We start from the raw sequence: 19,999 nt of genomic DNA on the forward strand, positions 1-19,999 counted from the left end.
GAATACTTAAAACTAGGAAGGTACAACCGCCCGGAACACGAACTGGAACGCCTTCGCGTCCTCGACCGCAGCGTTTGCATCGGCACCCGCTGCGCTCGCCATAGCACGAATGACGGGCAAAAAGGCCTCGCGTTGCGGCTCGTGGAAGATCCGCGCCTTGCCGGCATCGACGACAAACCCCGCGTCGCGAAACATCTCCAGCATCGTGACGCGCGTGAACCAGCGGATATGTGTGCGGTCGAACAAGCCGGAATCCTGATACCGGAAGTCGCCAAAGCTCAAACGAGCCTGCACGCTCCAGTGCTGCGCATTCGGAATGCACGCAACGACGCTCCCCCCGCGATCCATCGTCCCGCGAATTTTCTTGAGGAGTGCCCAAGGATCGTGAAGGTGTTCGAGCACGTCCCCGAAGACCCAGCAATCGGCATTGAGGTCCGAACGAATTTGCTCGACAGTTACTCGCTCGACGTCTACATCGACTACGCGGTCGCAGTGTTCACGTGCCATCTCGGCATAAGCCGGGACAATCTCGATCCCGGTGTAGTGCACCCCCGGATTCGTTTTTTTGTATTCGCGTGCCAGCGCTCCGGAACTGCAGCCGACTTCCAGCACGCGGCGGGCGCCTTGCGGCATGAGGTTAAGTAAGTCCGGATTGTGATGCTGATGGACGGGAGTTTGATCCAATTTAGGCTCCGGTGGATTTCGCTAGGCTGGCTGTGAAGGCGTTTCGACAAGGGGCGGTATTTCGATAGTTGCGATTACCGCCCGCCGCGCGCCTCACTCTCCATATTTGCCCAAATAAGACACGTACCCTTCCCGCCAGGTGGGTGTCCCAAAGGCACCGCCACTCTCGTGAACCACGCTCAGCGGCCACGTACCCATGCGCAGGCCCTTCAGTTCTGCCTGACGGCAGAAGTCCATATCGTAGAAGTGGAACTTGAACTGCTCGTCGAAACGCAGGCCGCTCTTCACGAGCGTATCGCTATCCGCAATCAACAGAAGGCCGTCGAGAAGCTTGCATTCCTGTCCGGAAGGCCCGAAGGTCGACGCGATGTTGCACGGAAAACCCGTGCCGTGACCGACGGTTCCGCTCAGATATTTGCGCTCGTCCCACTGCAGATCCGGCGTGGCGAAGGCCCATGCAGGCTGGCGCGGCACACGGCGCAGGTTGCCGGCGAGTCCCACCACCTCGAAACGGGCAAGGGATTCGCGGATGCGCTCGGTCCAGAAGAAGTCGTTGAGCCAGACGTCGTCGTGAACGAATACGAGGATGGCCGGACGCTGCTTCGCCTCTTCGATCGCCGTGTTGTAGATGCTGGACAGTCCACGCGTGTTGTTGTCGAACAGTTGGAGTTCGACGTTTGGAAGGTGCGCGTAGAGCTTCAGCGAGCGGCCAAGTGCCGTTTCATTCGAGAACTGCTCTCGGGAGCGACGGGTGCCACAGATGATACGGATGGGTTTCGTCGCTGCGGGGATGTCGGTCACTGCGTCGATCGACGTGATCGATCCGGCTGTCGGCGCAATGCTCCGTTGCTCGTCACGCGCCTCCTCGACAACTGGCTCCGCCGACGCATCTTGCGGCTGCGCCAGGACCTCGAAATGCTCGGGTGCAAGCCCGTCGCACCAGCGCTGCCACATGGTTCTCAGCGCACGCGATACGGCGTTGGCGATCGTGCTCGCGCTGATGATGGGCGACTGCATGCAGTGCTGGCGCAACTCGCGGCGTACCGTTGCGAGCGCGTCGAGGTCGTCAGCCAGCGCGACGCACTTGCTCACGAAGTCGTCCTTGTCGCGCGCGACGAACGCCTCGTTGAGCCCGAGGTGCGAGAGCCATCCCGTGCTGCCGCGGCTCGCCATCGAAACGCCGGGCAGGGTCACAGTGGGAACGCCCATCCAGAGGGCGTGCATGGTCGTGGTCGAGCCGGCGAAAGGGAACGCGTCGAGACAGACATCCACCTGCTGATGCTGTTGCAGGTAGACGTCGGTGCCCTTGCGCTGCATAAAGCTGATGCGGCTCACGTCGATGCCTTCGCTTGCGAACAGCTTGGCCAGTTTGTTCATTTGTTCGACCGACGTGATCGCGCCAATGAGCATGCGAGAAGTCGGTATCTCGCGAAGCACGCGTGCCCAGAGCGCCACGACTTCCGGCCCAATCTTGACCAGACGGCTGAAGCTGCCGAACGTCAAGAAGCCGTTTTTCAAGGCGGGCAGCTCGTTTACGTCCGGCGCCTGCTTGTACGGCTTGAATGGCGCGAGAGCCGGCAGGAACACGAGCTTTTCCGAAAAGCAGTTGGCGAACTGCTCGAGCGGCGTGACGAACCGGTCCGACATGTAGTAGTCGATCGAGGTCAGGCCGGTCGTGGCGGGATTGCCGATCCAGCTCACCTGGACGGGCGCGGGCTTGTGTGCGAATGCCACGAGACGGTTGCGACCGGTATGGCCGGTCAGATCGATCAGGATATCGATGCCGTCTTTGCGGATTTTTTCTGCGACCGCAGCGTCCGTCATGCCGAAGACTTCATGCCACTCTTGCGCGTGCTCCCGGATCGTATTCGTGAAAGCGTCTGTGACCACGTAGTTCGAATAGACGTGCAGTGACAGGCTTGTGTCGCGGGCCAGATGCTCGATGATCGACTGGAAGAAATAGGCGACCGGGTGATTGATCAGGTCGCCCGAAACGAAGCCGATCCGCAGGCGACGCGACGGATTCCGATCATTGGTGTGCGCCGAGCGCTGCGCGCGCAGGGGGGCTTCCTGGCGCTTCCCGAACTCGCTGAATTCGGCGAATGCGCTTGCTGCGTCGAGATCGGTCTTGTGCATCAGGCAGAAGAGCAGGTTGCTGTGCGTGGCTGCCTGCATCGGCGCGAGTTCGAGCGCCTTGCGGAACGCACTTTCCGCTTCATCGTACTGGCCATCCTCGTTCAGCGCGTTAGCCAGCGCGTCGAGTTCGATAGCGTCACGAGGTGCCAGTTCCACGGCGCGGCGCATCTGGGCGATGCCCTCGCCGGCGCGGCCCGTTGCCTGCAGGGCGGCACCCAACGTGCGATGCAGTGCTGAACTCTCGGGATGCTTTTCGAGCGCCTGGCGGCACTGCGCGACGGCTCGCTGGGGCTGGCGTGTGATATGCAGCGCGTCGGCCAGCATGATCTGGACCGGGAGATTGTGGGGCAGCAGGCTGCTGGCTCGCTCGGCCGCCGTCACCGACTCCGCATACTTGCCTGCGCGCTGCAGGGCGTGAGTGAGCATAACCCAGCATTCGCCATGCGACGGGTTTTGCTCTGTCAAGCGACGGGCAAGCTTCAGTGCAGCCTCGATCTTTCTGTTGTTGAAAAGATCTGCAAACTGACGCAATTCTGTCGCGCTTGCGCGGCGCGGATCGATTTTCGCTGCAGGCGCGTCTGGCGTTTCCTGCTTTGGCGTAGCTTCGGTTGTCTCCGCTGCGGCCTCGTGCGAAGTTTCAGCTACGAGCACGGGCGCCGAATCACGCTGGGGCAGACGAGCCAACAACGTCTCGATGGCGTCCGCGGGAACGCCGCATTGCCGCGCCACGTCCAGCGCCATCCGAGCGGCTTCGAACTGGTTGCTGGCGGTCAGGGCGTTGAAGTAGTAGACCCAGAGCTGCGCGAAATTCGGCGTATGTCCGAGCACCGATTCGAAATGCGGCACGGCCTCGGCAGGCCGGTCCGTTTGCATGTACAGCACGCCCATGTGGTAATTGGCGTCGACATGATCGCTGTCCGCTTCCAGCACGATGGCGTAGAGCGCTTCGGCTTCCCTGTATTCCTGCTTGCGATGATGTTCGATCCCGGCTTCCATGACGAGCTGGATATCGTCCCCCATTTGCGATTGGGGGGCGAGCGCGGTGGTTTCGGTCGGTGTTGGAAAAGCGGTCATGACGAAGGCGTGCTTGCGCCGCGGTTAGCAGAGGTAAGGCAATTATCGAGGGCGCTCACTCGGGACGAATCGCCGAGTTGACGTCAAAACGCCCGCCAATTCGGTGGCGCGAGCAACGGGCGGAGATGGGGCCGGGGTCAGATGCGAGACGCGTGCGCAGAGGGCGCATAAAACAAAAGCCCGCACGAGGCGGGCCAAGGTACGCGAATGCGCCCCGAAGGGCGCAATGATTGCTTGTTATTCCTGCACGCTCTGCGCAGTCCCTACTTCAGAACTGCGCAACGCGCTGATACTGGTTCACGTTGCGCGTGGCCTGCATGGCGGAACGGTACTCGGCGCTGAGCGTGCTTTGTGCCGACTCTGCCTCTGCGGCGATGCGCGCATCGATCGCATGCACCTGCTTGAGCACCTCGAGCGCGGCGCCCGTTTGCTTCGCGGAGAGCGACATGAGAAGCGGCGAGCGTTCGTTCGCGAGCTCGGCCGCCTTCTCCCATTCGCCGACGGCTGCCGCCTGTTCGATGTCTTTCGTGATCTGCCAGATGCGATCGATGGGCGCTGCGAATTCCATGTCGTCTCTCCTGCTGGATGCGCTTAGCTCTTGTTGGTGGCCAGCGCACCTGCGCTGTTCGTGCCGCCGAAGAGCTGCGTGAGGTACTGCTGGTTGCTGTTCATCGTCGCCATCAGCGTGTTGAGCGCGGTGAACTGCGCCGTGTACATGCTGGTGAGCTGCGACTGGTAGTCCGCGAGATTCGACTGCTGCGTCGAAAGGTTCGTCAGGTCAGTCTGGATCGCGTTGGTACGCGTCGTGATGACGCCAGTGCTCGACTGATAGCTCGTGATGTTGTTGTTCAACTGGGCGGCCACGCCGGTGGTCGAATTGAACAGCGCTGCCACGGTCGACTGATTGTTCTGCAGTGCGGTGTTCAGCGTATCGCTGTCGATCGCGAGCGAGCCGTCCGAATTCAGCGTGATGCCGATCGAAGCGAGGCTGGTCGTCGTGCTGCCGCTCTTCACGCCCGTCGCGACGATCGTCGCGAGCTGGTTCTGAATCATGTTCAACGTCGAGTCGCCGAGCAGCACGCCTTGCGACGTCGAGGTCGAGCTGAACGACGTGAGCGTCGCCATCGTCGTCACGAGCGTGTTGTACAGCGTGACGAAGTTGTTGATCGCGCTGGATTCCGCGCTCGTGTTCTGCGCAACCGTGAGCGTTTGTGCGCCGCTGCCCGTGCTCGACGTATCAACTGCCGATGCGGTGAGGTTCAGCGTGACGCCGGAGAGCGCGGAGGTCACCGTGTTCGTCGAGCTGGTCGCGCCTGTGCCGTCGATCGTGAAATAGGCGTCCTGCGCAGCCGTGGACTGCGTCCAGCCGGTCGTGTTGGAGATCGTCGACTGGTTGGCGGTGAGGTTGGCGGAAGTCGCGCTCGAGCTCGTGATTGCCGTGCCAGACGTGGTCGTTACAGCGAGGTTGTTCACGGCGTCGCTGGAATTCGAATCGCTGATCGCGACGCTGATGCCATTCTGCGAACCGGTCGACGTCGAGTGCAGCACGAGGTGCGCGCCGTCGGCGCCGGTGACGACCGTTGCCGTCACGCCCGGATTGTTGGTCGCCGAGTTGATCGCCGAAGCGATGCCCGCAACGGTGCTGTTGGAGTTGTTCAGCGAAATCGTGGTGCTGGCGCCGTTGACCGTCAACGTCATCGTGGCTGAACCGCCTGATCCGACGAGCGCCGTTGTCGCGCCGTAGCCGGTCGATGTGAGCACCTGAGCCTGTGCCACCTGCTTCAGGTCGAGCGAATAGGACCCGGCTGCCGCGCCGCTGCCTGCGGTGGCCGTAATGCCGGTGCCGCTGAGCGTCGTGCTGAATGCATTGAGGGTCGTGCCGTCCGAGAGCGGCGAGAGGCCTGCCTGAAGTGCGGAAAGCGCAGCGGAAAGCGCGCCATACGCGGAAATCTCGGTGTTGTCCTGCGTCTGCTCGGCGCTGATCGTTGCGGCCTGGCCGGCAATTTTTGCATTGACGAGCGCGGTGACGAGCGAAGTCACGTCCATCGACGAGTTGCCGGTCGAACCGCTGACGATCGACTGGGCGGCTTCCTGCAAAGCGGCATTGCTCGCTGCGGTCGTAGCGGCGACGCTACTTGCGATCGTGCTGGCTGTCGAACTGGATACGGTGGACATGAAGGGGCTCCGTGCGTCGGCGTTGCAGTGTGAATCGGTTCAAGTCTGGAAAACGCCAATCGGGAGGCGATCCTCCCGATTGGCTTGCGTTGCGCTCACGGGTATGGCGGCCGGGCGCGCAACGCTTGGGCTAGAGAAGCTCGTATTACTGGAGGAGCTTCAGGATCTGCTGCGGCTGCGAGTTCGCTTGTGCGAGCACCGAGATACCAGCTTGCTGCAGAACTTGTGCCTTCGACAGGTTAGCCGTTTCTTGAGCGAAGTCGGCGTCCTGGATCGACGACTGTGCGCTCGACAGGTCGGTCGACTGAGCTTGCTGCGTCGTGCCGATTGCCGTGAAGCGGTTCTGTGCTGCGCCGAGCGTAGCTTGCAGGTTGTTCAGCGTGTTCAGCGCGTTGTCGATCGACTCCATGGCCATGCTTGCGCCGCTTGCCGTGCTGATGTTGACGTTAGCAACGTCCGTCGGTGCGTTGTACGAGCCGATCTGCGTTTCCATGGCGACAGCAGCAGCGGCAGCCGCTGCGGAACCTGCCGAGCCGGCTGCTGCAGCCATAGCCGCCGACATGCCGCCGTCGGTAAGCGTGACCGCCGTGCCCGAGCCCTGGAAGCCGCCGCCGGTGCTGGTGGCTTCGTTCGTGGCCGTGAACAGAGCGCCGACAGCCGTCTGGCTCAGTGCCTGGTTGTTCTGGTCCGTGAACGTGAAGCCGCCGCTGCCGTCGGAAACCACATTGACGGAGGTGACGGTTGCTGCCGAGGCGGCGACCGTAGCACCAGCCGAGTTCAGGCTCAGGCCGGTGAACGTGCCGAGCGTTTGGCCAGCTTGCGGCACGCCGCTGCCGATCGAAGCAGCCGACATGTTTTGCGTCAGGCTCAGGCTGATCGTCTGGCCGACGTTCGCGCCAACCTGGAACGACACGTTACCGAGCGTGCCGTTCAGCACGTTCATGCCGTTGTACGTCGTTTGCGAAGCGATACGGTTGATTTCCGAAACTTGCTGCGAAACTTCTTGCTGCAGTGCTGCGCGGTCGTCGTTGGTCATCGAGCCGTTAGCTGCTTGCGTAGCCAGCTGGCGGATACGCTGCAGGCTGCTCGTCAGCGACGAGAGGCCGCTCGATGCCGTTTGAACCAGCGAAACGCCATCATTCGAGTTCGACACGCCCTGCGTCAGACCGTTGATCTGGGTCTGCATGATGTTCGAAATCGCGAGGCCTGCTGCATCGTCAGCTGCGCTGTTGATGCGCTTACCCGACGACAGGCGCGTGATCGCTTGCGACAGCGCGCTGCCCGAGCCCGTCAGGTTCTGTTGCGCGACGAGCGAGTTGATGTTGCTGTTAATTCCGAGCATGGAAATTCTCCTAAGCGGGCTGGAAGCCCGTTACAAGCCACTATGGCCGCGGCGGAAGCAATCTTTCATTGCTGGCCGCCTCAGTGAAGGTTGTCGGCGTGGGTAAAAAAAACTTGAGGGGAAGCACCGACAATCGAGACCTCAATTGCGCGGTGCATAAAAAGTCCCGTAGCGCCGCGCTTCGTGCTTCCCGATTCCCTCACGCATTTCTGCGTCTTGCAGTTTGCAAGCGTGTTTACGGCAGGTATCGCGTGTGGTTTAGTGCAGCGCCGCTGGCGGCACTTCGGTGGCTGCGCGCCCGTGCCGGCTGCAGCGCGCCGCGAGGCGGCGTATGCTCAGCGGTTCCCCGTTCGCCCTTTTTTCTGGAGGCCCCATGGAACTACGCAGGATCGGCACTTCCTCGTTGCAGGTCGCCCCGCTCATGTTCGGCGGTAACGTTTTCGGCTGGACCGCAGACGAAGCCACCTCGTTCTCGATTCTCGACGCCTTCACCGACGCCGGCCTCAACTTCATCGACACCGCCGACGTCTACTCGGCCTGGGTGCCCGGCAACCAGGGCGGCGAATCGGAGACGATCATCGGCAAGTGGATCGCGAAGAGCGGCAAGCGCGACAAGGTGGTGATCGCAACGAAGGTCGCAAAAGATGCGCGCCGCCCGGGTCTTTCCGCCGCCAACATTGCGGCTGCCGTGGAGGATTCGCTGCGTCGTCTGCAGACCGATTACATCGACGTGTACTTCTCGCACGAGGACGACCAGAAAGTCACGTTCGAGGAAACGCTTGGTGCGTACCAGCGACTGATCGAAGCCGGCAAGGTGCGTGTGATCGGCGCCTCGAACTACACGGGCGCGCGTATCGAGGAAGCGCTCGCGGTTTCGGCGAAGTCGGGCCTGCCCGCGTACCAGATCATCCAGCCCGAATACAACCTGTACGACCGCGCTCACTACGAGGCCGATCTCGAACCGGTGGCCATGGCGCAGAAGCTTGCGGTCGTGCCCTATTACAGCCTCGCGAGTGGCTTTCTCTCGGGCAAGTACCGCTCGCGCGAGGATCTCGCGAAGAGCGCGCGCGGCTCGCGCGTCGAGAAGTATCTCGATCACCGCGGGATCCGGATTCTCGCGGCGCTCGACTATGTGGCCGAACGTCACGGCAGCACGCTTGCGGCGGTCGCGCTGGCGTGGCTGATCGCGCGCCCGAGCATTACCGCGCCGATCGCGAGCGCAACCTCGCTGGATCAGCTGGAGAGTCTTGCGGCCGCGGTGCGACTGAAGCTCGATCCGGCCGACATTCAGGCACTCAACGATGCGAGCGCCTGACGGGCACGAAAAAGGGATTAATCCAGGTGTCCTAATCGACAGGACTTGCGCGGCGACGGCGGCACGCCGCGCAAGTCACTGAGTAGACTCAAGAAACCCCTGGTCAGGCAGTTCTTTTCCTGATATCATTGGGAGTGAATTGAGATCTTTGCCTGTTTTGTTGCCGTGTTCGTTACTGTTGGCGGCCGCAAACCGGCGGTCAGGTGTGTTGCAGCAAGGTCGACCTGATCGCGTTCCGCTGTGAACCCCCTACTTCTCTTTTCCGGCCTCCGTGGCCGCCTTGCCTCTCGTTTAGCCCCAGCGTGGCGAACGACCGGAGGGCCGGCGCGTGAGCGGCTTTGACGCTCGCGCCTTTGAACCGTATTAAGCGATTTGAGTTAGGAAATACATGACGACGATTCTTCTGAAGGAAAACGAGCCGTTCGAAGTGGCGATTCGCCGCTTCCGCCGTGCAATCGAAAAGAACGGCCTGATCGCCGAGCTGCGTGAGCGTCAAGCTTACGAAAAGCCGACGGCAGTTCGCAAGCGCAAGAAGGCAGCTGCTGTGAAGCGCCTGCACAAGCGCCTGCGCAGCCAGATGCTGCCGAAGAAGCTTCACTAAGCTTTTTCGCTTTTCGGTGTTCCGCCAGACGGCGGCGCATGCTTCGCAAGAAGCTGCGCCGCCGTTTGCGTTTGTGGGTAGAACCCGCGCGCCAAAGCGTGGCGCGCGCCGGCCGATATCAGGCGGCGTCCTTCAGTTGTTCGGGTGACAAGCCGAATTGCGCGGCAATCGAGCGAAGGCGGTCGCGCCATTCCCATACGCCGAACACGTCGTGCACGTTCTGCAGGCAACTCAGCAGATTGATCGTAGCGGGGTCGTAAATATTGATATGGGCGCGCAGCAGCGCCTTTTTCAGCGCGGCCACACCTACATCCATATAGAGCGGGACGTCGCTCGTCTCACGGCCGATGTAGCGCACGGGTATGCCTTCCATCGCGCTCATATAGTCGCGTGGCCGGATGAAGCTGCCGACCGGGCAGCCGCCGTAGCAGTGGGCGCTGCCGGAGCCGCCGCCGCAGCCACCGCCCCGGTAGGCGCCGCCGCCGTGTGGAAGAAGTGCCGCGCGCCCCTGGCCAAAGAGATGGGCCACCGCGCGGTCGAAGATCTCCTGATGACTCAGGAAGTGGACGTTTTTCATTTCAACCCCCTGTTGCCCAGCTGCCGGGCACAGGTTAATTCCCTTCTAATGCGGCGCCGCCGGCCTTCCAGCCGGCATTCCCACCCGTTCCCCTGACACGCCTGCATTCACTTCCCGTTATAACGGCACGCCAGTAAAAAACCGTGGGGTGGCGCACCGTAGCGATGAAAAATTGCCGCGGCCGGCGCCGGGTGCGATCGCTCTGGCGTATTGCAAAGTCCGGCCGGAAAAGGGTTTGCGAACTGCGTCCCACCCCGCTCGGGACTTTCCCGAGTCGCGCGCGTTACGCTGCGCTCAGGCGCGGCGCTTCTTCTTGCCGAGCGCAGCACAAGCCTTGCGGCACATGCAGTCGCGCTCATGGTCGTTGACCATGCCCACAGCCTGCATGAACGCGTAACAGATCGTCGTGCCGACGAATTTGCAGCCGTATTTTTTGAGCGCCTTGCTAAGGGCGTCCGAGACCTCGGTGGAGGCCGGTGCGTCGCGATACGAGGCAAGGTCGTTCTGGATGGGCGTGTCGTCCACGAACGACCAGACGAACTTCGCGAGCGAGCCGTGCTCGGCCTGGATCTGCTGCACGGCGCGGGCGTTGGCGATGGCAGCCTCGATCTTGGCCCGGTTGCGCACGATCGAGGCGTCCTGCATGAGGGTTTCGACGTGCTTGGGCGTAAAGCGCGCAACCTTCGCGATGTCGAAGTTGGCGAAGGCGCGGCGATATCCTTCGCGTTTGTTGAGTATCGTGGACCACGAGAGTCCCGCCTGTGCGCCTTCGAGCACGATCATTTCGAACAGATGCTGGTCGTCCCGCGACGGCACGCCCCACTCCTCGTCGTGGTATTGCACATACTGCGGCGACGCGCCGGCCGATACCCAGTTGCAGCGATGTGTCACGGTAAGTTCTCCTTGCGAGACGTCGTTCGAGCCACGCAAGCATAGCGGATCGGTACCGCGCCGCCACCCTGGCCGGATGGCCGATTGTGCGAACCCGGGGAAGCCGTTAGTCTCTGCGGCACGACAAAACTTTTGGCTTTCGAACCGGACTCACAGGCGCGCGAGGCGCGGCGGACATCATGCAGAAATACAGCTGGTTGATTGGCGTGGACGGCGGCGGCACGGGTACGCGCATCGCGCTTGGCGACACGAACGGCGTCGAACTCGCGCGTGCATCTGCAGGGCCGTCTGGGCTCGGGCTCGGCATCGAACGGGCCTGGCAATCGATCGAGGAAGGCTGCCGCGCGGCGTTTGCACAGGCGGGGCTCGCGTTCGACTGGTCGCAATGCGTGCTGGGCTGTGGGCTCGCGGGCGTGAACAACCCCGACTGGCTGGCGCCGTTTCTCACGGCCGCGCCCCCGGTGGCCGGCCTCGCGGTGGAAAGCGACGCCTACACGACGCTGCTGGGCGCGCACGGCGGCGCGCCGGGCGTGGTGGTCGCCCTTGGCACGGGCAGCATCGCCGCGGTGCTCGGTGAGGACGGCCAGTGTCGCATTGCGGGCGGTTTCGGCTTTCCCTCGGGGGACGAAGCGAGTGGCGCGTGGTTCGGCCTGCGCGCGATCGTCTGGGCGCAGCAGGCGCTCGATGCTCGCGTGCCCATGGACGATTTCGCACGGGCCCTGCTCGCACACGCGCGGGCCATCGATCGCGACAGTCTCATCGTGTGGCAGTGCGCGGCCAACCAGACGGCTTACGCCAGCCTCGCGCCGGTCGTCCTCGCGCATCGCGAACATCCGTTCGTCGCCAGGCTGCTCGCCGAGGCCGGCGTGGAAATTGCGAAACTCATCACTGCGCTCGATCCTTCGGGCACGCTGCCGGCGGCGCTCTCGGGTGGCCTCGGGCAGCCGCTGCGCGAATGGGTGCCGCAAGCAGTGCGTGATCGCTTGCGCGCGCCGATCGCCGATTCCACGACTGGTGCGCTTCGGCTCGCGCAAATGGAAGCCAAACGGCTGGCACACGCCGCTTCGGGCAACTGAGTGGCGGACAGCAAGGGGCAGGAACGTAGGTCAGGGCATGGCCTTGCTGCAGATGCTACGATTCAACGTTTCCCGCTAGCTGCCTGATCACCATGTACAAGGTCATTGCAACCGATCTCGACGGAACCCTGCTCAATAGCGACCATCAGGTCGATCCGTTCACGGTTGCTACCCTGGGCGCCCTCGATGCGCAGGGCCTGCCGTTCGTGATCGCGACCGGCCGCCATTATTGCGATGTGGCTGGCATTCGCGACGTGCTCGGCATCCGGCCGTATCTCATCACCGCGAACGGCGCGCGCGTGCATGCGCCCGACGACACGCTCATCCACGCGAGCAATCTGAGCGCGCCGATGGTCGAGCGTCTAGTCGCTGCCGATACCGTGGGCGAGCACGGCCGCGTGATCGTGAGCATCTATACCGACGACGCCTGGCTCATCGACCGCGATGCGCCCGAACTGCTCGCGTATCACCAGGACTCGGGTTTCGAGTATCGCGTGGCGGATCTGCGCGACTACGCAAGCGCGGGCATTGCGAAGGCGCTCTACATTGGCGATCCGGCAGATCTTGCGCACGTTGCGCAGAATCTCGCGCGCGAGTTTGGCGACGCGCTCTATGTCACCTACTCCCTGCCCGATTGCCTCGAAGTGATGGTGGCAGGCGTTTCGAAGGGCCGCGCGCTGCGCGTCGTGCTCGATCGGCTCGGCGTGGACGCCGCAGGTTGCGTCGCGTTCGGCGACAACATGAACGATATCGATCTGCTCGAAACGGCGGGTCATCCGTTCATGATGAACAACGCCAATCCCGATCTCATCAAGCGGCTGCCCCGGGTGCCGCGCATTGGCAACAACTTCGAAGCCGGCGTCGCGCATCATCTTCGCAAGCTCTTCGCACTCAACGACGAACTCGCGTCGTAGTTCACGCGGGCGCTCTCGCTAGCGCCGTCGCCGCTGTTGCGATTCCATCCGGATAGTTACGGCGCGAAGGCTACTGCGCGGCGGGCAGTTGCGCGCACGGGCAGTCGTCCGCGCGCCCGTCCAGCTCTTCGTGCTCGTGCGAAAAACGTGCGCGCGCGGCGCCGTCGCTCCAGTCGATGCGCACCACGTAGATGCTGTCAAAGTCCGCGCTCTCCCAGCGCGGCACATCGTTCGCGCTGCCGCCGTGCGCGGCGACGACACGGCGCACGAGCGTCTCGATTTCCCGATGTTCCCACGCCACGAGCACGGTGCGGCCGCGCCACTGCGGATCGACGAGCGCGGTTTGCAGCGCATCGATCTTCGAATAGCCATACGGCGTCTGGATCGGCATGCCGAACTGGATCGCGGTCGGCTCGATCGTCGCGAGCGGGCGCACGTAATAGTAGGAACGCCCGTTGTCTTCCTTTTGCTCGCCGGGGTCGGGCGCGTAGATAGCATCGGGCTTGCCATACTTGGCCGCGATCACGGCCGGCAACGCGAGCGCGCGGTTCAGCCCCTTGCAGTTGAGCTGGCCGAATCCCTCTGGCGGCTTTTCGCCATGCCTCACGAAGATGAGGGTTTCGACGTCGCGCGCGGCTGGCGCGCTGTTCGCATTCGTCTGCGCTGTCTCGCCGGCGCTAGCGGGTCCGTTGGCGTGCGGCAGCGGCGCACAGGCGCATACCAGTGCGCTCAGCGCTGCGGCGAGCGTCGGGGCGATCCGGAGTGGCCGGGGGCGTGAGCAGTTCATGCTGGGCGTGTTGCTCCAGGTCGCAAGGCTATGGGAAGGTCGCCCGATTCTAGCAGCGCGGCCACCATGGGCCCGGCCAGCAGCGCACCCGAAGCCCCCTGGCGCCGGCAAGACGAACGGGCGTCGGCGCGAGCGACACGCCTATGAACCCGATGCCGAGTCCGTGAACCGGACCGGCGAAGTTGGCTGCGAGCAGGGCGCCGCCGCAGCAGTCCAGAACGAGCCCGAAAGTGCCGATCAGTTCGGCAATGAGTCGCCTGGATAAGTGCATTGCGTGACACTTCGAAAAGTCGATTTTGAAGGGCCCGCGTAAAGCACCGGCACCGGGAAATGCCTGATTCGAGGCAGTCGTACTTTCCGGTGCTGTCAAGGATTGTCAATTCTGACGTAATTGATCGAATTATTGCGATCGATGTGCGCGCAATTGCGCCGAAGGCGACCGGTCGTTAATTTGCGAAATAGCGAGATAAAGCAGTATTAATAGCGATTGCGAATTCCGTTATTTGCGTCTAATCTCCGATCGAGCCGGTTTCATGAGCAATGAAGGGGGAATAGAAATGTCGCAATATTCAGAACTCAAGGCGCAGATCGCAAAACTCCAGGCTCAGGCCGAAGAGGCGCGGCGCACGGAGATCGCGGACGTCATCGCCACGATCCGGGAGAAGATTGCCGAGTACGGCCTTTCCGCCCAGGACCTTGGGTTTGCGGAGGCTGCACGCCGCGGGCGTCCGCCGAAAAAGGCGCCGCTGCCCGCGCGCTATCAGGACCCCAAGTCCGGTGCGACCTGGAGCGGGCGCGGCAAGCCGCCCAAGTGGATCGCTGGCAAAAACCGCGAACGCTACCTGATCGCCTGACTCATGCAGCCAGAGAACAGCCCGGCCGCCATACCGCCGCAACCGCAAATGCAATAAAAGAGCCGCATGGATCATGCGGCTCTTTTTTGTGTGTCATCTGTAATGAACGCGTAATAGCGCTATTCGATGACTCGCAAACGATTCACGTCGTGCATTCGTCTGGATTTATCGCGAAAATCGGAATGCTTCGCACTCAGCCAGCAGCGACGCGACGCAGTACCGGACGCTGTGCGGCTTCGATGAGCGCCGTATAAGTGTCGACATAATTGCCGGCCATGATGTGCGAAGTGAACCGGTGTTCGAACTGGTTGCGAATCGCCACGCGCGAAAGCGAATCGATATTCTGCAGCGCGGCCACGGCGCCTTGCACGTCCTCGACGACATAGCCCGTGACACCCGGGTCGATCACTTCCGGCACCGAACCGCGGTTGAAGGCGATCACCGGGGTGCCGCACGCCATCGCCTCGATCATCACGAGGCCGAACGGCTCGGACCAGTCGATCGGGAACAGCAGCGCCTTCGCACCCGAAAGGAACGCGGGCTTCTGCTCTTCGTTGATCTCGCCGATGAATTCCACGTGGGCCTGCGAAAGCAGCGGCTCGATCTCGGACTTGAAGTAGTCCTGGTCGACCTTGTCGACCTTCGCGGCGATCTTCAGCGGCAGGCCGGAGAGCGCGGCGATCTTGATCGCCGTGTCCACACGCTTTTCCGGGCAGATCCGGCCGAGGAACGCGAGGTACTCGGGCTTGCGGTCGGCATGTGGCGTGAGCAGGTTCTTTGGCAGTCCGTGATAGATCGTGTTCTGCCATGCGGCTTGGGGCAGCGGCTGGCGTTGGGAGTCCGAAATCGAGATCACCGGTGCGTTCGGGAACTGCTCGAATACCGGTTGCAGCTCCGGCAGGTCGAGACGGCCGTGGAGCGTCGTGACGAACGGCGTGTCCATGGTCGTGAAAAGCGGGAACGGCAGATAGTCGAGGTGGAAGTGCAGCACGTCGAACTCATGCGCGACGCGGCGCACGCGCTCGAGTAGCACCATGTGCGGGGCCAGCGCGTCGCGGATCGTCGCGTCCAGACGCAGCGCGCGCGGCCAGGCGGCTTCGAGGTTTGCCGAGGTGACCGAATCGCCGCTGGCGAACAGCGTCACGTCGTGGCCGAGGTCGACCAGCGCTTCGGTCAGGTAGGACACGACGCGCTCGGTGCCGCCATAAAGCTTGGGCGGAACGGCTTCATAAAGTGGCGCAATTTGTGCGATTCGCATTGTTCGATCTCCTGGGCAAAAAGCCGCGTGTGCAATGAACTTTGTGATCCGGCACTGCGGCGGTACAACGGTATCGGGTTATCCCTGAGACCGATTATGGCCATTTCACGGCCCGACACACGCGGTTTTGCAAACGCTTAATGTTGTTACAGCGGGATACAGCAGGTGTAAGAGGCCATTGCTAAGCGTGACGTGGCTTGGGCGCGCATTGCGCAATCCGCGTGCCCGGGGTGCCGTAACAAGGGTCAAAAGGCATAGGCGCGAGTGACGCGCGTGGAGCGGATAGCACGCGCGCGTGACGCATCCATGAAAAAGCCTATAATCAGCGGACAATTTCGCGGCTTATGCGCATGACATGACGCGCCCCGCCTCCCGCCGCTGCTCCTCCATCTTTGTCAGAAAAATTCCTACACGTTAGCGATAGGTTTTCTCGCAACGCGTCGCGGCATCCGTCCGATTTCCATTTGTTCGCGCCCCAGCCACAATGGACCCACGACCATAAACAGGCCGTTCGGATGCACTCGGGTTGCATCTGGGCGAGCAAACGTTTTCCGCGGGCGGTCTGACCAGCCGCCGCGATTTGATTCGGGGGAATCCATGAGCGCGACGACGCACAGCGACATGCTCAATGAGATCAAGGAAGTGAACCTGTCGTACCTGTTGCTCGCGCAACGCCTTTTGCGCGAGGACAAGCCGACGGGCATGTTCCGTATGGGCATCTCCGAGCAGTCTGCCGAGGTGCTCGCCAATCTCACTTTCGCACAGACCGTACGCCTTGCCGCATCGAACCAGCTGCTTTGCCGCTTCCGGTTCGACGACCACGCCATCCTGAGCGCGCTTGCCGACAAGGGCAAAACCGCGCTGACCCACTCGGCGATCATCATGGCGGGCCAGGACGTCGAGCAGATCGGCTGAACCGCTTCACCCCGCGCCGCAGCGCGCGGCCGCGCATTGCACCCTTGCTGCCCGCGCACGGCGGCAGGGGCAAGCGCATTCCTTTGCGGCTTTCAACGGGTGCCTATGGCGACAAAGAGTGTGGTGCAGGAGGTAAAGGAGATCGCGCTCGCGATTGAGTTGATCGAACTGGGCGCGCGTCTGCAACTGCTCGAAGCGGAGACCTCGCTCTCTCGCGACCGGCTCATCCGGCTTTACAAGGAAGTGAAGGGCGAATCGCCGCCCAAGGGCATGCTGCCGTTTTCGACCGACTGGTTCATGACCTGGCAGCCCAACGTCCATTCCTCGCTGTTCTACAACACGTTCATGTTCATGAGCCGTCACGCGCGCTGCGAGCCGATCCACGCGATCGTGAAGAGCTACCGGCTCTATCTCGAGCATCTGCGCCTGCACGACGAAACGCCCGCGCTCAGCCTCACCCGCGCCTGGACGCTCGTGCGCTATTTCACATCGGGCCTCTTGCAGATGACGCCGTGCAGCCGCTGCGGCGGCCGCTACGTCGCTCACGCGCACGACCCGCAACGCGGCTTCGTCTGCGGGCTGTGCCAGCCGCCCTCGCGGGCGGGCCGCACGCGGCGCAGCGCACTTGCGTCGCAGATCGCCGCATGAGGCAAATCGACGCGGCTTGACGCTGTTTGGCGCCGCGTGCCGCTCTCCATGCAGGCCGGGACTCCGGATAAACCCGGCCCGGCCCCGCCGCAGAGGCCGCGCGGCCCGCCGGACGGCGCCTGCCGCAGCGGGGCCGCATCGTCACACGTAGTCGCAGGCACGACCTGCAACCCCTTCCCGCGCGGCTTTGCGAACCGGCCCCAGATTCATCCGGCATGTCGACGTCTGGCAGACGGCAGACGCCCGGCCGGCTTACGATCCGCGCCCATTCAAACCCAAAGTTTTTCGCGCCGTTGCCGTAAACCCAGCTAAGGGCGCGGGCCGACGGCGGTTCGCGGCGCATTTCTAGTGAGGACCCGGCAGTGCTGATTATCGTTGGAACCCTCTTGACGATCCTTTGCGTCTTCGGCGGCTATGCACTCGAGGGCGGTCATCTGGCCGCGCTCATGCAGCCGATGGAACTGCTCATGATCGGTGGTGCTGGCGTCGGCGCGTTCATCCTCGGCAACGGCATCAAGACCATCAAGGCCACCTTGCGCGTGCTTCCCACGCTGTTCAAGGGCGCCAAATACAACAAGGACGTGTACATGGAGCTGCTCGCGCTGCTCTATGTCCTGCTCGCGAAGGCGCGAAAGGAAGGCACGCTCACGCTCGAAGCGGATATCGACGATCCGCAGAAGAGCCCGATCTTCACGCAGTATCCGAAGATCCTGGCAGACCACCACATCGTCGAATTCCTTACCGACTACCTGCGTCTCATGGTGGGCGGCAACATGAACGCCTTCGAGATCGAAAGCCTCATGGACGAGGAAATCGAAACGCACCACGCCGAAGGCGAGGCGCCCGCCCATGCACTCGCGAAGGTGGGCGACGCGATGCCGGCGTTCGGTATCGTCGCGGCGGTGATGGGCGTGGTTCACACCATGGCGTCCGCCGACAAGCCGCCCGCAGTGCTCGGCGAGATGATCGCCCAGGCGCTGGTCGGCACCTTCCTCGGCATTCTGCTTTCGTACGGCCTGATCGGTCCGCTCTCGAGCCTCGCGGAGCAGCGCGTGACCGAGTCGACCAAGATGTTCCAGTGCATCAAGGTGACGATCCTCGCGAGCCTGAACGGCTATGCGCCGGCGATTGCCGTGGAGTTCGGCCGCAAGGTGCTGTTCTCGACCGAGCGTCCGTCGTTCACGGAACTCGAAGAGCACGTGCGCCGCGTGAAGGCGAAGTAAGGGACGGCCCATGAGCAACAACAAGGACCGCGCAATCGTCGTCAAGCGCGCCGCGCCGAAGAAGGCCGGCCATCATGGCGGCGCATGGAAGCTCGCCTACGCGGACTTCATGACCGCGATGATGGCGTTCTTCCTGCTGATGTGGCTGCTCTCGTCGGCTTCGACGGTGCAGTTGAAGGGCATCGCCGACTACTTCAACCAGCCGATGAAGATCACGCTCTGGGGCGGCGATCGCAGCGCGGAAGACTCGAGCATCCTGAAGGGCGGCGGCCGTGACATCTCTTCGCAGGACCAGGGCGTCACGCGTCGCAGCGACGGCGCGACCGAGCGCTCGGAGCGCAACCAGTCGAAGCACAACGACGACGACGCCACGAAGCAGCTCGAAGGCTCGCTCGAACGCAAGGAGCAGGTGCGCCTGCACGACCTGCAAGTGAAGCTGATGGCGGCGATCGAGGCGAACCCGGTGCTGCGCCAGTTCAAGCAGCAGATCCGCATCGACTCCACGCTGCAAGGCCTGCGCATCGAGATCGTCGACTCGCAGAAGCGCCCGATGTTCGCAACGGCGCGCGACGTGGTCGAGCCGTACATGCGCGACATCCTGCAGGCGATCGGCAAGACGCTCAACGACGTGCCCAACCGCATCGTCGTGCAGGGCCACACCGACGCCGTGCCCTACGCGGGCGGCGAGAAGGGCTATAGCAACTGGGAGCTTTCCGCCGACCGCGCGAATGCTTCGCGCCGCGAGCTGATCGCGGGCGGCATGGACGAATCGAAGGTGTTGCGCGTGCTCGGTCTCGCTTCCACGCAGAACCTGAACAAGGCCGATCCGCTCGACCCGGAGAATCGCCGCATCAGCATCATCGTATTGAACAAGAAGTCCGAAGACGCGCTCATGCACGACGACTCGACCACCACGACGCTCTCCGACGACGCGGCGGGCTCGGGCAAGAGCCTACCCGCGCTCACGCCGGACGCCGGCATGGGTCGGGTGGCGCCGGCGCCGGTCGCGATCGCGCCGAAGGTGGCAACGACGGTGGCGCCGGCGGGACCGGCAGTTGCCCCAGCCGTCGCGCCGGCAGCGCAATGACAACGAGGAACGGATGATCAGGAACATTCTGGCGATCGACGATTCGGTGTCCATGCGGGAGATCCTGCAGGCGGCGCTCGGCTCGGCAGGCTACGAAGTGACGGTGGCGAGCGACGGCGAAGAAGGGCTCGAGCATGCGCTCGCCCAGCGCTTCGATCTCGTGCTCACCGACCTTTACATGCCGCGCATGGGCGGGCTCGACCTGATCAAGCAGTTGAGGGCGAATCCTTCGTACTTCGAAACGCCCATCCTCGTGTTGACCACGGAATCGGACGAAGGCTTCAAGGCAGCCGTACGCGACGCAGGCGCGACCGGCTGGATCGAAAAACCGGTGGACCCCGAGCTGCTCGTCGATCTGGCGAGCGCACTCGGCGAGGCCCACCCTTGAGGTGCCGCGCGGCGAACGACCAGGCACCCCCCAGGCAATTAACGCGGTGAAAGA

Annotated in this window: 19 protein-coding genes and 1 pseudogene; 10 read left to right on the top strand and 10 right to left on the bottom strand. The window is 63.0% G+C overall.

Features of this window, described 5'->3' with window-relative positions:
* Positions 1-12: 12 nt before the first annotated feature.
* The 5 genes from E1N52_RS14015 to E1N52_RS14035 form a co-directional block, all read right to left on the bottom strand.
* On the bottom strand, positions 13-684 hold the full coding sequence (locus tag E1N52_RS14015) for a class I SAM-dependent methyltransferase (protein WP_133183370.1): 672 nt from the start codon (positions 682-684) through the stop codon (positions 13-15).
* Positions 685-777: 93 nt separating this feature from the next.
* Positions 778-3,894: an O-linked N-acetylglucosamine transferase family protein gene (locus tag E1N52_RS14020; RefSeq protein WP_165979379.1), complete on the bottom strand. Its 3,117-nt coding sequence runs from the start codon at positions 3,892-3,894 to the stop codon at positions 778-780.
* Between the two features lie 268 nt (positions 3,895-4,162).
* On the bottom strand, positions 4,163-4,462 hold the full coding sequence (locus E1N52_RS14025; protein WP_133183371.1) for a flagellar protein FliT: 300 nt from the start codon (positions 4,460-4,462) through the stop codon (positions 4,163-4,165).
* A gap of 23 nt (positions 4,463-4,485) precedes the next feature.
* On the bottom strand, positions 4,486-6,069 hold the full coding sequence (gene fliD / locus E1N52_RS14030; RefSeq protein ID WP_133183372.1) for a flagellar filament capping protein FliD: 1,584 nt from the start codon (positions 6,067-6,069) through the stop codon (positions 4,486-4,488).
* 145 nt (positions 6,070-6,214) lie between these two features.
* On the bottom strand, positions 6,215-7,411 hold the full coding sequence (locus E1N52_RS14035; RefSeq protein ID WP_133183373.1) for a flagellin: 1,197 nt from the start codon (positions 7,409-7,411) through the stop codon (positions 6,215-6,217).
* Positions 7,412-7,784: 373 nt separating this feature from the next.
* Between E1N52_RS14035 and E1N52_RS14040 the strand changes: the two genes are divergently transcribed.
* Together E1N52_RS14040 and rpsU are read left to right on the top strand one after the other, a co-directional pair.
* Positions 7,785-8,726, top strand: a complete 942-nt coding sequence (locus tag E1N52_RS14040) for an aldo/keto reductase (protein WP_133183374.1) — start codon at positions 7,785-7,787, stop codon at positions 8,724-8,726.
* A gap of 388 nt (positions 8,727-9,114) precedes the next feature.
* Positions 9,115-9,327, top strand: coding sequence for a 30S ribosomal protein S21 (rpsU, locus tag E1N52_RS14045; protein ID WP_004198205.1), 213 nt, complete (start codon positions 9,115-9,117; stop codon positions 9,325-9,327).
* A gap of 118 nt (positions 9,328-9,445) precedes the next feature.
* On the opposite strand, the gene E1N52_RS14050 is transcribed toward rpsU, so the two are convergent.
* Positions 9,446-9,904 (bottom strand): hypothetical protein, encoded by a 459-nt coding sequence (locus tag E1N52_RS14050; RefSeq protein WP_133183375.1) that lies wholly within the window; start codon positions 9,902-9,904, stop codon positions 9,446-9,448.
* Positions 9,905-10,198: 294 nt separating this feature from the next.
* Entirely contained in the window at positions 10,199-10,795 is a 597-nt protein-coding gene (locus E1N52_RS14055) for a DNA-3-methyladenine glycosylase I (RefSeq protein WP_133183376.1), read from the bottom strand.
* A gap of 179 nt (positions 10,796-10,974) precedes the next feature.
* On the opposite strand from E1N52_RS14055, the gene E1N52_RS14060 reads away from it, so the two are divergent.
* Complete coding sequence (locus E1N52_RS14060; RefSeq protein ID WP_133183377.1) at positions 10,975-11,871, top strand: glucosamine kinase nucleotide-binding domain-containing protein; 897 nt, start codon at positions 10,975-10,977, stop codon at positions 11,869-11,871.
* A gap of 92 nt (positions 11,872-11,963) precedes the next feature.
* A complete protein-coding gene (locus E1N52_RS14065) occupies positions 11,964-12,785 on the top strand; it encodes a Cof-type HAD-IIB family hydrolase (RefSeq protein ID WP_133183378.1) in 822 nt (273 codons plus the stop codon).
* Positions 12,786-12,855: 70 nt separating this feature from the next.
* Here the strand turns inward: E1N52_RS14065 and E1N52_RS14070 are convergent, their stop codons facing one another.
* On the bottom strand, positions 12,856-13,572 hold the full coding sequence (locus E1N52_RS14070) for a histidine phosphatase family protein (protein WP_246089057.1): 717 nt from the start codon (positions 13,570-13,572) through the stop codon (positions 12,856-12,858).
* Between the two features lie 127 nt (positions 13,573-13,699).
* Positions 13,700-13,843 (bottom strand): annotated as a pseudogene (locus E1N52_RS45535) (aquaporin Z); the annotation flags it as partial.
* A gap of 286 nt (positions 13,844-14,129) precedes the next feature.
* Between E1N52_RS45535 and E1N52_RS14080 the strand changes: the two are divergent.
* Entirely contained in the window at positions 14,130-14,426 is a 297-nt protein-coding gene (locus tag E1N52_RS14080; RefSeq protein ID WP_133183473.1) for an H-NS histone family protein, read from the top strand.
* A 193-nt stretch (positions 14,427-14,619) separates the two neighbouring features.
* On the opposite strand, the gene E1N52_RS14085 is transcribed toward E1N52_RS14080, so the two are convergent.
* Entirely contained in the window at positions 14,620-15,684 is a 1,065-nt protein-coding gene (locus tag E1N52_RS14085; RefSeq protein ID WP_133183379.1) for a glycosyltransferase family 4 protein, read from the bottom strand.
* 597 nt (positions 15,685-16,281) lie between these two features.
* Here E1N52_RS14085 and flhD point away from each other — a divergent pair.
* The 5 genes from flhD to E1N52_RS14110 all read left to right on the top strand — a co-directional run bounded on the left by flhD (position 16,282) and on the right by E1N52_RS14110 (position 19,945).
* A complete protein-coding gene (gene flhD, locus E1N52_RS14090; protein WP_069264381.1) occupies positions 16,282-16,599 on the top strand; it encodes a flagellar transcriptional regulator FlhD in 318 nt (105 codons plus the stop codon).
* A 105-nt stretch (positions 16,600-16,704) separates the two neighbouring features.
* On the top strand, positions 16,705-17,247 hold the full coding sequence (gene flhC / locus E1N52_RS14095; protein WP_133183381.1) for a flagellar transcriptional regulator FlhC: 543 nt from the start codon (positions 16,705-16,707) through the stop codon (positions 17,245-17,247).
* Between the two features lie 362 nt (positions 17,248-17,609).
* A complete protein-coding gene (gene motA / locus E1N52_RS14100) occupies positions 17,610-18,470 on the top strand; it encodes a flagellar motor stator protein MotA (protein WP_042265911.1) in 861 nt (286 codons plus the stop codon).
* 10 nt (positions 18,471-18,480) lie between these two features.
* Complete coding sequence (motB, locus tag E1N52_RS14105) at positions 18,481-19,557, top strand: flagellar motor protein MotB (RefSeq protein WP_133183382.1); 1,077 nt, start codon at positions 18,481-18,483, stop codon at positions 19,555-19,557.
* Positions 19,558-19,570: 13 nt separating this feature from the next.
* A complete protein-coding gene (locus tag E1N52_RS14110; protein WP_069264375.1) occupies positions 19,571-19,945 on the top strand; it encodes a response regulator in 375 nt (124 codons plus the stop codon).
* Positions 19,946-19,999: the final 54 nt, after the last annotated feature.

This window comes from Paraburkholderia guartelaensis (genome assembly GCF_004353905.1).
Lineage (GTDB): Bacteria > Pseudomonadota > Gammaproteobacteria > Burkholderiales > Burkholderiaceae > Paraburkholderia > Paraburkholderia guartelaensis.